The following is a 14,924-nucleotide window of genomic DNA, read 5'->3' as shown; positions in this document are numbered from 1 at the left end:
TGAAACACGGATAACAAAGGCCGTTACGCAAGCGATACGACACCACCACCACGACACGCACGCCCAACATTGGTCGAAAATCGAACAAATACAAATGAAGCCAACGTAAACTTCAATAGTATCGGGCACCCAATCAAGCCACCAGCACCAGCCACAATCTCTGGTCACCAGAATCATCGCAACGAGTTAAACCACCGATTTCTTTGTAAAAGGTGACTGACTCAATTCTCACTCAGGTATTGCACCGCCGCACACCCAACCAATTACCACTGACAATCACAAGTGAATCCAAAGGGGCAATCATTCTTAGGTGGCATGGATTGATGGGACACAAGGAAGCGTTGCCTAACCAGTAATAAAAATAGATGCCGCTCAACGACCAACAGTAATTAAGCGCTTACGGTATTGAAACGACGACCAGAGCGAAGCAGCGATTAAAGCCACGCCCATCAGCCCAGTAATTACCTCAGGGACATGATATACGGTACCAACCAGCATGATGACCGCAAGCACACCAATCGCGTAATGCGCACCATGTTCGAGAAAAACAAATTCATCCAACGTCCCTTTGCGAACCAAGTACAAAGTGATTGAACGCACAAACATAGCGCCGATTGCAAGACCAAGCATAATGATGACGACATCGCGGGTAATAGCGAACGCGCCGATCACCCCATCGAATGAGAACGAGGCATCAAGCACTTCCAGGTACAGGAACGCAGCGACACCGGAGCGCTTCCCCGGCCCCATCACCCCATCCTCCTGTCCGTCCATCTTGAATAGCGCATCGACGCTATCCACCAACAAGTACAGCAGGATACCGCCAAGGCCGGCAAACAAGACATCCTGAAACACTTCGTAAGGCAAGAAAAACTTGGTCCCCATCAAACAAGCAACTGCGACAATTACCGCCATAGCATCAGCCTTACCAAGTTTGGCGAGCATGCGTTCAATCGGACCCAACCAGTGCAGCTGCCGTTCGTTATCAAACAGAAAGTTGAGGAACACCAGCAATAAGAACATACCGCCAAACGCAGCAATCGAAGGGTAGTGATCCGTCAGCACTAGGCTGTATTGCTCGGGGTGTTCCAACGCCAACTTCATCACTGGAATCAAGCCCATGCCGGTCGCGACCGCAACGATGACAATAGGAAACACCAGACGCATACCAAATACAGCAATGAAAATGCCAATCGTGAGAAACAGCTTTCGCCAGAATTCACTCATGTGCTTGAGAATGCCAGCATTAATCACCGCGTTGTCAAATGACAGCGAAACTTCCAGCACACTCAGCACTAAGCATAGCCACAGTGCCTGCCAGACACCGAGAGCAGTGCTGTACCCCCACCAAGCAGCCAAACTAAGACAGAAGGCGGTAAAGATGAAAGAAATTCGGAAATCGCGGAGCATAAAGAATCCAGAACAACAAGAAGCATAAACTAAACTCCCTTAATGTATGCGCTGCTACAACCGCATAGAAAGGGAAAGAAAAAGCTGGAGTCGTCCACACACATAAGGTAGACGTAAACAGCAGCAAGCAACCAGACTGCACGGGAACTCGCGTCAGCCAAGGTGAAACAGGAACAGTCTAAAGGGATTACCTAACGGGTGCCACACACTGAACTGCAATGAAAATCGAGATACAAGCTGACAATCACTCCATTTCACAACAGCAACCGGGACATCTCCTAGTAGATCGAACCTTAAAAACAAGCATCCTTTAACAGCATGAACTTTCATTACTACATGGCTATCCAATAAGAAGTCGTCAGTAAACAGGAATCCACAACAGCCCAGGCAAGTCAACCAAGGTAAATGCTTTCACCCACTCAATTCACGAGATAATTAGCCCCTGCACACCTGATGTAAAGCAATCAGTTACCAAGGCGATTCACATGAATGATTTGGACCACCCATTACACTCATCGAATACTTGAAGTACAGAAGAGCGGCAATGGGCTATAAACGTTCATCGTCAATGCCTTTGATGGCACTTCACCAAGGCAAAGCCCACTGTAAAGACTAATGATGTTCAACCACGAAAAACGACAAGCATTTTCCAATAATTATCCCAAAATACCTAAGTAGAAAACATTCATCGCTTTGAACCACTCAGGCATACATCGCTGTCAAGCAAACGAATATCCTTTAATTTTTAGACGCATCCACTCTCGATAACCACCGACATACCGTATGTCACAATGCGTATAGTGATAAGTACGCGTGCCTGGTCAAGGTTCACAACAACCACAATCACGATGTGCTTTAACTCATCATATTTGGCTCTTTACATGCATCTGGACATACCAAAGCACTCAATTTTTGACTATTAACTCGACACGAAAAACTGCAAAAGATTCTTACAACCACTAAATCGCCTGATACACCTCCCGGAGGACCGAAACTCGCTTCGGTACTAATACATATAATATGCTCCAAATATCGCATCAATAGCGAAGCATCTAGCAACCATCACAAAGCCTGCCCACTCAACATGACAATCAGGGCAGAAGAAGCCGAAGAAAAAGGGGCATCTTAGCCCCCTTTAATCTCGATAAGAAACGGCAAGCAAAGTTGCACACTCTGTATAAGAATGACTTTCTAGCAACTTCCTATGTCTCTTGTACCAATCAAACAACGAGAGGTTGCTTACGATCACGTTACAATTGCGACTTGTGAATGGTCACTTTGAAGCGCTTACGCATCATATCAACGTAAGCATGGACTGCTAGCGTTCCCTCAATCTGATCAAGCTGTTGTCTAAGCATCGCTTTCTGCTCTTCAGGGAGTTTCGTTAGATCACCAGGGATCACTCGAGTAACCGTAAACACTGCATAGCGACCATCGTCCAAACGCACTTTACCAACCGTCGGCTTACCCGCAACCGGAGATAATGCCGAAAAAATTGCACGGGTAGCCGCAAACGCCGGAACCTGTGCAGTACGTTGCAAACCGGTAAGAGGTGTAATCTGCAATTTCTCAGCTTTTGCGACCTCTTCTAAGGTTTCTCCCTTCTGCAACCGTGCTACCAGTGCATCCGCTGCAGAGGCCTCATCCTTTTCCGCACGATCAGCGCGCACCGCAGCAACAACTTGCTCACGCACCTTATCCAACGGCAGTTGCTGCTCAGTGGTATGCGCAATCACGCGTAATACCACGCTGTGATTCGGATTAATCTGAATGGGATCGCTAACTTTACCCTCCTGGATAAAATCGTGGTTGAACAACACTCGCTGCACTGCAGGATTAGCAGCAATACCAACAGCATCACGACGTGACAAAGGGCCAAGTTTGCGCAATGGCAGCCCCAATTGTTCGGACGCGGAAGAAAGATCAGTCGGATTTTTGACTAAAAGGTCCATCAGTTTTCCTGTAACGTCGTTGAATGCCTTATCAATGTCCTCCTTGGTTTGTTCTGCAGCAAGCTGATCCCGTACTGCTTCAAACGGTAATTGCTTAGCAGCCTTAATTTCTTCCAGTTTGATCACGTGATTACCAAATTCTGTTTTGATAGGGCCGACCACTTCACCCACTTTCATTGCAAAGAGTGCATCCTCAAACGGCTTAACCATCATTCCTCTCTGCACCCAACCCAAGTCACCACCAGCATCTTTAGAGCCAGGATCCTGTGAGTTAATGCGAGCCAGCGCAGCAAAATCAGCACCGGGTTTGCGGGCTTCCTCAACAAGTTTGGCAGCCTTAGCCTCGGCTACTTTTTGTGAAGCAGCATCAGCACCCGCAGTAATTAAAATATGCGCAGCCTTACGTTGCTCATTTTGAGCCTCCCCGCGTTGCTGGGCATCGTAGCGTTTACGCAACATAGCCTCACTAGGCGTCGGCCTGGGTAAGTGAGCGGCATCCAAATCAACATATTCGAACGAAAGTGTCTCCGGCTGACGGAAATCATCCCTATGAACGGCATACCATTCTTTGATCTGCATATCGCTAATCTCAGCCGTATCAAGCTTCAACGCCGGTAAAGTGACGAGCTCAGCATTGCGAGTCTGGCCGAGTAACGCGAGTATTCGCTCCAACTCGGTGTTCGGTACAAACCCAGAATCAAAAATCGCGCTGGGAATCATAGATAGCTGCATCATGCTGCGTACATAGCTCTCGTACATCTGCGGGGTACGCATCGTCGGTTCCTGAGCCAACAGCAGGCGATAGCGATCTTGATTGAACTTTCCTTTAACCTGGAAACGCTGATCGTTAGCAATAATGGTACGCACGGCCTCATCACTGATCACCACTCCCGCGCCCTCAGCCACTAAACGCATCACATGCTCTTCGATTAACTGATCTAACAGCTTGCGCTTGTTACTGAGGGTCTCGAACTCGCGTGCATCGAAGCCTTCGCCCTGCTGAGCACGCTGCTGCAGGCGCGCCTGATCGAAGCGGCTCTGGAACTCTTGCTTGCTAATCCCTTGACGCTGCCACAATAAAGATATTGGCCAAAAAGCAGGTGCAGACTTCCACCAAGTCGGCGAAGCCTGTAACTGCGCTACATCGTCCTTCCCCCCTACCCCTATGTAACGAACGTCGATCACAAACAGAAAAGGGATGACCAATAATCCGATGATAGCAGTCGCAATCCATCCAGATGTTTTTTCACGGAGTTTTTGCAGCATTAGTATTTGAGAATCGTAAGATCTGAGGAGATATTCTAGATTTTAACCTGCTTGAAGCGGCGCCAATTGTTTAACGTAAAGACACGGATGGCAGCTTTAGTGACTGACAACACATAGTACAAGCAGCATGCAGGGGGACACCGACTCTATCTATATGCACATGAGATCATGTGGTCACATATTAAAAGAATGTGTTTGATGCCTGAGCTCCAGACACACAGGGGAGAAAATACTGACTAAAGCTCACAACCTCCAGCAGGACAAGAGAAAACATCAAATTAACCAGCTGAGCCAGCGCTACGCGCTTTAGAGCTTCCCCTTTTAACAACATGCAACTAGAAAAGGAAATAGCTAAATTAAGAGAGCTTGAGAGAACCTCAGATAATATGGCGGAGCGGACGGGACTCGAACCCGCGACCTCCGGCGTGACAGGCCAGCATTCTAACCAGCTGAACTACCGCTCCACGTTTACAAAACTTTAATCATTAATGCTTTGGTGGGTGCTGAGGGTTTCGAACCCCCGGCCCTCTCCTTGTAAGGGAGACGCTCTACCGCTGAGCTAAGCACCCCCTAGCCAGCGGAGGATTTTACGGCATCTTTTAGTGCTTTACCAGGCTTGAATGAAGGGTTATTTGATGCAGCGATCATGATAGGTTCACCAGTCTTCGGATTGCGGCCAGGACGCTCAGCACGCTGACGCACCTGGAAAGTACCGAACCCTACCAACGTAACGGAATCACCCTCTTTGAGGGCCTCAGTAATTTCATTAACGACGGCATCAATAGCACGACCCGCCTCAACCTTGGACAAATTAGCAGCAGCAGCAACACCATCAATCAATTCGGTTTTATTCATCTAAAAACTCCCATTACGGCATTGAGCCGCAGAATCAAAAATCGGTCTTTTGCCTCATGAGGCAAGGAATTTAAACCAAGTACCTGATTAGCATAGCGCACACAACAGGTATAGCCACGAGTCGCATGCTTTTATACCAGCGCCTATCCAACACGCGCAAGCTGAACATGAACAATAACGATTAAGGCAACCGCTTTTGCACACATTTAAATAGCGTATATCAGTGTCTGACACGAGCATTGCTTGATCCCTTGGACTTGCCACGCACAGTAGACACACGCGAATGGGCCTTACGCGGTTTGCTCTTACCTAATTGGGCCGCAACTTTAGGTTCAAGTGGACTTTCAAGAGCTAAATCCAACACTTCATCAATCCACTTTACTGGAACAATCGTCAAAGCACGTGTCACATTAGCCGGGATATCAGCCAAATCTCTACGATTTCCTTCAGGGATCAATACTGTTCGGATACCGCCACGTAATGCAGCCAACAATTTCTCCTTCAAACCACCAATCACAGAAACTCGGCCACGCAAAGTAATCTCACCAGTCATCGCTACATCAGCACGCACTGGCACCTTGGTAAGCATTGACACCAAGGATGTGACCATGGCAATACCTGCACTTGGACCATCCTTCGGCGTGGCACCGTCAGGCACATGAAGGTGAACATCTTGATTATGCAAAAAGTCCACGTCAATACAGAAGCGATCAGCGCGCGAACGGACCACCGTCAACGCCGCAGACGCCGACTCCTTCATCACGCTACCAAGCTGACCAGTCAAAATCAGGTTACCCTTACCCGGGACAAGAGTAGATTCGATTTGCAACAAATCTCCACCTACTTCTGTCCAAGCCAAACCAGTGACTAGGCCAATCTCGTTAGCTTCCTCAGCACGGCCAAAATCAAAGCGGCGCACCCCAAGATACTTTTCAAGATTTTTCGAAGTCACCGCAAATAATACCTTAGACTTGGTTGACTTCTTAGCAAAAGGCTTCACACCAACTAAGGCAATCTCCTTGACAATTTTACGGCAAATTTTAGAGATCTCGCGCTCAAGGTTACGCACTCCAGACTCACGCGTGTAGTAGCGCACAATGTCGCGAATCGCGTCCTCTCCAATCGCCAATTCCCCAACAACCAAACCATTGGCTCTAATCTGTTTAGGTACCAAGTAACGGGTAGCAATGTTGAGTTTTTCGTCCTCAGTATAGCCTGGTATACGAATCACTTCCATGCGATCAAGCAATGGACCAGGAATGTTCAGCGAATTAGAGGTTGCCACGAACATAACCTCGGACAAATCCAGGTCAACATCAAGGTAATGATCATTGAACGCATTATTCTGCTCAGGATCAAGCACCTCCAAGAGCGCTGCAGAAGGATCACCCCGGAAGTCCATAGCCATCTTATCGATCTCATCAAGCACAAACAGAGGGTTTTTACTGCCAACCTTGTTGAGATTCTGTACGACCCGGCCCGGCATTGAGCCAACATAAGTACGTCGATGCCCCCGAACCTCAGCTTCGTCACGCACACCCCCCAAAGACATCCGTACGAACTTGCGATTGGTCGCCTTAGCAATAGACTGACCGAGGGAAGTTTTACCTACACCAGGAGGGCCAACTAAACACAAAATCGGACCTCGCATCTGTTTGACTCGTGACTGGACCGCAAGATACTCAAGGATGCGTTCTTTCACCTTATCAAGACCATAGTGGTCATCATCCAGTGTAGATTGAGCGACTTTCAAGTCCTTTCGTACCTTAGTGCACTTCCTCCAAGGGACCCCCAACAACCAGTCAAGGTAATTACGCACTACTGCTGCCTCAGCTGACATTGGAGACATCTGTTTAAGCTTGTTGAGTTCGCTCTTAGCCTTACTCTGGACTGATTTTGGCATCCCGATTTCGGCAATTTTACGAGCCAACTCCTCCAATTCACTCGGAAGATCGTCGAAGTCACCCAACTCCTTCTGGATCGCCTTCATCTGCTCATTGAGATAGTACTCACGCTGACTCTTCTCCATCTGCGACTTAACTCGACCACGGATACGCTTTTCCATCTGCTGAACGTCGATTTCACCATCGACTAGTCCAATGAGTATTTCAAGTCGGTCACCAATTTCGATAGTTTCCAACAGACGCTGCTTATGCGCCAAACGCACACTCAGGTGCGCAGCAATGGTATCGGCTAAACGACCTGGATCATCAATACCACTCAAAGTTTGTAACAATTCTGGAGGGAGCTTGCGATTGGTCTTAACGTACTGCTCGAAGAGCGACAACAGAGATCGAACAATTGCCTCAATTTCACGTTCTTCGCGCCCCTGAGTAGAGGCAATTTCGATACCACAACCTCGTAACGCACCATCATGCTCGACTACTTGATCCACACTCACACGGGTTAGGCCTTCGACCAACACCTTAATCGTGCCGTCAGGAAGCTTTAACAACTGCAGCACCTGAGCATAAGTACCGATGGCATGCAAATCAACCACACCAGGATCGTCAATGTCAGCCGTTTTTTGTGCAACCAACAAGATGCGCTTATCAGCGTCCATTGCCTTTTCAAGCGCCCGCATTGACTTTTCACGACCTACGAACAATGGAATCACCATGTACGGGAATACAACCACGTCACGCAGCGGCAATACCTGCAGATCAAGGGCTTTTTGAGAGGACTGAGTCATTAGCACTCCAGTGTAATGCATTGAATTTACGGCAACAGAAAAGACAATGGCCCCGTTATGAGGCCATTCGGGCAAGCTTACAAGAGCTTTCTTTAAAACCGTCGACTCTCAGTGTCAGTTATACGAATAGCCGCAACGCTATAAAGAGCATTCATTCGCCGGAAGCAACCTTTGCAGGCATCGTTTGATAAATCAGATAAGGCTCAGATTTATTTTCAATAACCGATTCATCGACAACAACCTTACTAATACCTTCCTGAGAAGGAAGTTCGTACATGGTATCCAGCAGAACCAACTCAACAATAGTACGGAGACCCCGCGCACCAGTCTTGCGCTTAAGAGCTTTCCTAGCCACTGCTGAAAGCGCGTCCTGACGGAACTCCAACTCTACGTTCTCCATCTCAAACAGCTTTTTGAACTGCTTTGTAATAGCGTTCTTTGGCTCGGTTAAAATTTTAACCAAAGCCGACTCATCCAGCTCATCAAGTGTAGCTACAACTGGCAATCGCCCAACGAATTCAGGGATTAACCCAAACTTAATCAGGTCCTCTGGCTCGACACCAGCTAGTACCTTACCAACATCGCGCTTACTCTCTGAGCTTTTGACCTTAACACCAAAGCCAATACCACCAACTTCATTGCAACGCTGTTGGATCACTTTATCTAGACCAGCAAAAGCACCGCCACAGATGAATAAAATATTTTTGGTATCGACCTGCAGGAATTCCTGCTGTGGATGCTTGCGACCACCCTGAGGAGGCACAGAAGCAACCGTACCTTCTATCAATTTCAGCAATGCCTGCTGCACACCCTCACCAGAAACATCTCGGGTAATTGATGGATTCTCACTCTTACGGGAAATCTTATCTATTTCATCAATGTAGACGATCCCATGTTGCGCCTTTTCAACGTCGTAATCACACTTATGTAACAACTTCTGAATAATATTCTCCACGTCCTCACCAACATAGCCAGCCTCAGTCAATGTGGTTGCATCGGCAATCGTGAAAGGCACATTCAGCAAACGCGCCAATGTCTCGGCAAGCAATGTCTTGCCGGAGCCTGTTGGGCCAACCAACAAAATATTAGATTTAGCCAATTCGATGTCGTCATTCTTATGCCGACTTTCGATCCGTTTATAATGATTGTAGACGGCTACAGCAAGAGTCCTCTTAGCACGCTGCTGGCCAATGACATACTGATCCAAAACCTCAAGTATCTCCTTGGGCTTAGGCAAACTGGAACGCGCAGATTGCGACTTCTCTTCCAGTTCCTCGCGAATAATATCGTTACACAACTCAACGCATTCATCACAAATGAATACGCTTGGACCTGCGATCAGCTTGCGAACCTCACGCTGGCTTTTACCGCAGAATGAGCAGTAAAGAATCTTATTTCCGTCACCAGAACGGCTTTGCCGGTCTTCGCTCATGCTTTTGTTACCCGATTAGCGCGGTAGGTATATATGCAGATTTACCCATGACAATACCACAATATGAGCAGAACAACATCACAGATTCCATTGCAACTAAAAATTTTCCAACTGATGCATTGAGAGATCAAGAAGACTGGATCAACTCTTCCTGGCGCTGCCCAAAGACCTGATCTACCAAACCATAAGCTTGGGCATCAACAGCACTTTTAAAGTTATCACGCTCGGTGTCATGAGCAATAGTCTCCAAGGACTGTCCCGTATGCTTAGCCAATATTTCGTTTAGACGTGCACGTAAAGCAAGTATCTCACGCGCATGAATGTCTATGTCAGTAGCTTGCCCCTGGAAACCACCTAACGGTTGATGGATCATCACACGCGAGTTCGGCAAAGCATAACGCTTACCAGACGCACCTGAAGCCAGCAACAACGCCCCCATAGAAGCAGCTTGACCAACACAGATAGTACTGACAGCGGGTTTAATGTACTGCATCGTGTCGTAAATGGCCATACCTGCAGTAACCACACCACCCGGAGAATTAATGTAAATATTAATGTCCTTCTCGGGATTTTCCGCTTCCAAGAAAAGGAGTTGCGCTACTATCAAATTGGCCATGTAATCGTCAATAGGGCCAACCAGAAAGATGAGACGTTCCTTTAATAAACGCGAATATATGTCGTAAGCACGCTCCCCCCGGCTAGTCTGTTCGACCACCATCGGCACTAGATTTAAAGCTTTTGTCACATCATCCACGCGGATATCTCCGACTCTAATTTAAACATCCATACGTTCAACACAGAGGTACACAAGGAACTAACTTTGTTATTGGGTAGAACAAAAGCGCCTATATTCATGTATCAAGAAGACACATGATCGCAAAACTAACCAGTTTATTGCTGGATAGCTTCCTGGAACGACAGCACTTGTTCAGTTTTCTGTGCACGGTCAGCGATCCATTCGATCACCTGCTCCTCCATAACCAAGCTCTGTACGCCCTCCATCAGTTTGGGATCATTGCGGTACATTTGAAATACCTCTTCGGGCTCCTCGTAGGTTGAAGCAATCAAATGGAGCGTTTCAGTGACACGCATAGGATCCAAGCGCAATCGATTGCGTCCAGCAATCTCACCAACCAACAAGCCAACCAAAACACGTTTGCAAGCAGCATCCATAAAACCAATATGTGCATCATCGGGGATAACCGTAGGGTCACGACCACTCAGTCGAATCTGCTCAATCTGCTTAGCTAACATTAAGCGAGCCTCTTTCTCAACCAAACGAGGCGGCATTTCAACATGAGCGTAGGCAGCAATTAACTGCTCCCCGATCTCACGACGCAGATGACTCACTAGCGCCCCCTTCAATTCACGTTCTAGATTTGCACGGATATCTGCACGAAAATCCTCTAATTTTCCGCTCTTCACCCCAAAACTCTTGATGAACTCTTCGTTCACCTCCAACAACACTGGCTCGGAAACCTCAATCACTTTGACATGAACTTGCACAGCCTTACCAGCAAGCTGCATTACACGCCAATCATCGGGAAAAGTTACATCCAGCACATTTTCATCTCCCTTAGATAAGCCTTCCAAACCACGCTCAATCTGCTCGAACATCACACCGGAACCAAGAATGGTGCTACCGGCTTCGACACCTTCAATCGGCAAACGTTCATCACCAGCTTGCGACCAAGTCTCCAGAGCCACCAGATAACCCACCTGAGCGCCATGCTCAGCGACACGCCAAGTGCGCCGCTGCAACCTCAAATTTTCGATCATTTGATCTATATCAACGTCGGTCACTTTGGCGGTACGTCGAACCACCCCAAGCTTGGATACATCAATCTCGCCAAAATCAGGCACCACTTCGAAGGTAGCGACAAAATTAAGCCCCCCTCGTTAGCATGATCAATACGGGCTGCACCCGCTAGACGCAACGAATGCGCACGAATTGCAGAATCAAGAGTCTCACGCAATAAACTATCAAGCACCTCAGCACGCACCTTTTCACCGAAGCGCTGCTCAATCACTTTAGCTGGCACCTTACCAGCACGGAAACCATTAATACGCGCGGCACGAGCAATTTCACGTAAACGTTCATCAACATGAGATTCCAAACGGTCTTCCGGCACAGAGAAGGTCAAACGACGCTCCAAATTACCGATGGATTCGATCAAAACTGGCATGTTGACTCCTACCTCGACGACCCATTAGGCCAGTACGAATTTTTAGTGAAATTGTAGTTGAACCGGATAAAGGCAGTCAGCCCGCCCTCACCTATAGGAGACTATTTTCGCCGATAACGGCGTACACTTCCAGCACCCCCAACAGACACCACGCTTGTGAAAGATCAAGTGTTAAACCCTATGCAAACTAATACCAAGTTCCCTTTATGCGTCCAGTAAAAATTATTGGCACCCAATCGATTCCTCAAAATAACTGTACTAGATCACCCACATCTTCTTCATTTCTTCAAAAAAGCCCCTTTAATCCATGAAAAATTTGATATATATCAATAACTTAATACAAAACCATCATTTCTACACATGAGGTTACGTACTTTAAGTTGAATGATTCGTCTATACTTGACTGCTTAAAAGAGCATTGCCGGTGTGGCGGAATTGGTAGACGCAAACGGTTTAGGTCCGTTCGCTTTTAGCGTGCAGGTTCGAGTCCTGTCACCGGTACCACAAGCTGAATAGATGTGATATGGACAAGAAGAATCCTTAGACATCAACCGCCTCAAAATTTTAGAAACCCTTATAACTGAACACCAAATAAAAATATTACCGCCGTACTCTTTATAAAAGATTGCGTAACACGTCACTAATGAACGTAAGCGGGAAGCCTTTGGAATGCCATCACCTGAATCTCTATCACTATACTATCCACAACCCTTACCACAGCCCTTAAACTGATAATTACGATGCAAGTAATGAAAAATATGAGTATTTAAAATACCTCAAGCCGATCATTATAATCAGAACCCTAGACTCAAGCTTTATTTATAAAATATTAATTTTTTAATTTTTATATAAAAATATCTATCATTAATATGTGATAGATATATAAAATGGAGAATTTACCATTACCTTGAAATATCGTTTAACGTTAAGCGACAGATCATTATTAGACCTTATGAACCACCTTAAGATGCTCAACGAATAAAAACACCAAGAGTAAGCCTAATTACTATTCTTCACAAAGAGAAAAAGATAAGGCATTGATAAATTTGAATTTTTAAATTTATGAGCGTCCTATTGAGAGAGTATTATAGAGTTAACAGGAGGTTACAGCAAGATTTAAAGCGCTCATAGCTATAGCTAGAAAAACTAGCGATTGTTGATTTAATCAAAAGTCCTACGAAGTACTTTTGATCTACCCGGAACGGAGTGCCGAATCTAATGATACCTGCTTTCCACCCTATCCAAAGTCAGCATTTATTAATTAACTTAATGCTATCCAAAGATAATATCTTGCCTAAACGTTAGAATAGGAGGCTTTTATTATGTTTCTACAAAGTGAGGAAAACTATCGAGAGGAGCCAATCTTCATCTGCTCAGTCTGCTCAAACAAGCGCATTCAGGAAAACTACTCTTTAACCTCCTTCCAGTAAAGAACATACAGAACTATCCTTTCAAGGTCGCACGTCATATGTTTTTTGACAGAAAACTACTCAACATAAGGAAGGGTAGTATCGATAGAAGCAAACTCAAACAACCCAATTTATAGCCTAAATTAGGCGAAGGTTAATCTTGCAGCCCTTCTATAGATTTCACATCGGAACACAGCACTTATACCCTAAGAAAACGTGCCCAAGACATTACAGTCGTTATAAAGTCTCAAAAAAAGTTCCAGATTTAAAGATCCAAAGAAAACAACGGCTCTATGTCGGCAATATCCTAGCAATTGTCAAGTTACTGTCGCTTCGTTATGGTAGAGGAATCGACTCCGCTTCTGTTGTATGGAGTCGCTGCGTCGGGGATGCGCCAAGGAACGCTGATCGGTCTATCGGGGATCACCGGTCTGACGAATACGAAACCATGGCTTATGCATTCCCATGGACAACATTAACTATCCCGGGAATAGCATGTATGAAACGCATACAAGCATTAGTCGTTCTTTCACTTCTTTTCATAGCAAACGCGCAAGCACAGCAAGGCACACTTTTCTGCCCGCAGTTACCTACTACATCCAAGCTACACTGGGATCAGAACGTCGGCATCGGCTTTCTATTCTGTAAGGCCAGCAATGAAGAGGGCCGCATGGTATTGGGCGTCATTTTAACAACGCGCGACCCTAATATCCCGATGACTCGCAATCATCGTGCCGAGAAGAGCCAAATTGGCTCTGAGAAATTTTACTGGTACAAACTTGACTTAGGTATAAAAAACACGCCAAGTCAAGAAAACCGCCGCATTACTGTGGTTACTTTAGGCAGAAAGCGCTATGCACAGATGTGGATCGACGCACAGGACGAACAGGAACTGGTAATGATGCAATTTGTAATCAGTAAGCTCGACCTTGAATCCGCAAGCCTGGCACTACTGCCCTAAATTTACCGCTGGACCCTGAAGATCCTCTCAACCGCAAAACTAATGACATCAAGGAATCTCTTCCTATGTTTCATGCACCCTAATTACCCCTGAGCAATATCAGTAATTACAAACATGTTCCATTGTTCCATTCGTTTTCTCACTTGTACCAGCCTAATGACCTATTTTGACTTGACCTTCTCGGGAATGTATAGCAGCGAACCCAAATGGAGCCCAGCAAATGAACACAATCAAAAATAACGGTAAATATCTGAACTAACTCTCTTGCCGGATCGGATAGCAAGTCACCCTAAACAAGGAACCAAGCTATACACACACCCATCTGACTATATTTTGGCTACAGCATCTGGTTCACCCAACGTCACTAAGTAGAAAACAACACCACACACACACTGGATGAAAAGTAGCACTCTACTACATACAAAAATACTGAACTCATCAGGAATATCATGCACTTATAACAGGAAAGCCTAGCCTAAATAACTTTCAAAGATTATAAAAATATTCACAAAAGATTAGGTAAAGCACCAATAGTAACTAACGCCACAAGAATGGGTAATAACACATCGTTTAATATCACGTTTAAACATCACGCTTGGAACATACAGTTCCACAACCACTGATGATCAACCATAAGCACAATCTGTTTATCACTGCCTAGTACGCTGGATTGGCGATACGACCTATACCACCTCAAGATGCAAAGAATCTGAGAACGGCATCTATAGCAAGATCACCCCAGACATCTCCGCTCCATCGTT

7 protein-coding genes, 3 tRNA genes and 1 pseudogene are annotated in these 14,924 nt (G+C 46.1%); 2 read left to right on the top strand and 9 right to left on the bottom strand.

Going from position 1 to position 14,924, the window contains the following annotated elements; all coding sequences use genetic code 11:
• Nucleotides 1-372: 372 nt before the first annotated feature.
• From F7G16_RS02490 to tig, 9 genes and pseudogenes are all read right to left on the bottom strand, one after another.
• On the bottom strand, nt 373-1,410 hold the full coding sequence (locus tag F7G16_RS02490; RefSeq protein ID WP_004090180.1) for a DUF475 domain-containing protein: 1,038 nt from the start codon (nt 1,408-1,410) through the stop codon (nt 373-375).
• Between the two features lie 1,250 nt (nt 1,411-2,660).
• Entirely contained in the window at nt 2,661-4,628 is a 1,968-nt protein-coding gene (locus F7G16_RS02485; protein ID WP_004090178.1) for a peptidylprolyl isomerase, read from the bottom strand.
• Between the two features lie 387 nt (nt 4,629-5,015).
• Nucleotides 5,016-5,092: transfer RNA gene (locus tag F7G16_RS02480), tRNA-Asp, on the bottom strand.
• Between the two features lie 30 nt (nt 5,093-5,122).
• Nucleotides 5,123-5,197: transfer RNA gene (locus tag F7G16_RS02475), tRNA-Val, on the bottom strand.
• Nucleotide 5,198: 1 nt separating this feature from the next.
• The gene (locus F7G16_RS02470; protein WP_004090176.1) at nt 5,199-5,483 is read right to left on the bottom strand and encodes an HU family DNA-binding protein; all 285 of its coding nucleotides are present in this window, start codon (nt 5,481-5,483) and stop codon (nt 5,199-5,201) included.
• A gap of 220 nt (nt 5,484-5,703) precedes the next feature.
• The gene (gene lon, locus F7G16_RS02465; protein ID WP_012382467.1) at nt 5,704-8,175 is read right to left on the bottom strand and encodes an endopeptidase La; all 2,472 of its coding nucleotides are present in this window, start codon (nt 8,173-8,175) and stop codon (nt 5,704-5,706) included.
• 151 nt (nt 8,176-8,326) lie between these two features.
• A complete protein-coding gene (gene clpX / locus F7G16_RS02460; protein ID WP_004090165.1) occupies nt 8,327-9,607 on the bottom strand; it encodes an ATP-dependent Clp protease ATP-binding subunit ClpX in 1,281 nt (426 codons plus the stop codon).
• Nucleotides 9,608-9,734: 127 nt separating this feature from the next.
• Nucleotides 9,735-10,361: an ATP-dependent Clp endopeptidase proteolytic subunit ClpP gene (gene clpP / locus F7G16_RS02455; protein ID WP_011097655.1), complete on the bottom strand. Its 627-nt coding sequence runs from the start codon at nt 10,359-10,361 to the stop codon at nt 9,735-9,737.
• Between the two features lie 137 nt (nt 10,362-10,498).
• Nucleotides 10,499-11,793 (bottom strand): annotated as a pseudogene (gene tig, locus F7G16_RS02450) (trigger factor).
• Between the two features lie 420 nt (nt 11,794-12,213).
• Between tig and F7G16_RS02445 the strand changes: the two are divergent.
• Both F7G16_RS02445 and F7G16_RS02440 read left to right on the top strand, forming a co-directional pair.
• Nucleotides 12,214-12,297 (top strand) — tRNA-Leu (locus F7G16_RS02445).
• A gap of 1,404 nt (nt 12,298-13,701) precedes the next feature.
• Complete coding sequence (locus F7G16_RS02440) at nt 13,702-14,163, top strand: hypothetical protein (protein ID WP_004086550.1); 462 nt, start codon at nt 13,702-13,704, stop codon at nt 14,161-14,163.
• Nucleotides 14,164-14,924 lie beyond the last annotated feature (761 nt).

It is taken from the genome of Xylella fastidiosa (genome assembly GCF_011801475.1).
Classification (GTDB): Bacteria; Pseudomonadota; Gammaproteobacteria; order Xanthomonadales; family Xanthomonadaceae; genus Xylella; species Xylella fastidiosa.
Note: the sequence above shows the minus strand (reverse complement) of the source record. Positions and strands in the feature narration are given on the sequence as shown.

Excerpts from the sequence above, each read along its gene's own strand:
- F7G16_RS02490 (WP_004090180.1), bottom strand. The coding sequence starts at position 1,410 with ATGCTCCGCGATTTCCGAATTTCTTTCATCTTTACCGCCTTCTGTCTT.
- F7G16_RS02485 (WP_004090178.1), bottom strand. The coding sequence starts at position 4,628 with ATGCTGCAAAAACTCCGTGAAAAAACATCTGGATGGATTGCGACTGCT.
- F7G16_RS02470 (WP_004090176.1), bottom strand. The coding sequence starts at position 5,483 with ATGAATAAAACCGAATTGATTGATGGTGTTGCTGCTGCTGCTAATTTG.
- lon (WP_012382467.1), bottom strand. The coding sequence starts at position 8,175 with ATGACTCAGTCCTCTCAAAAAGCCCTTGATCTGCAGGTATTGCCGCTG.
- clpX (WP_004090165.1), bottom strand. The coding sequence starts at position 9,607 with ATGAGCGAAGACCGGCAAAGCCGTTCTGGTGACGGAAATAAGATTCTT.
- F7G16_RS02440 (WP_004086550.1), top strand. The coding sequence starts at position 13,702 with ATGAAACGCATACAAGCATTAGTCGTTCTTTCACTTCTTTTCATAGCA.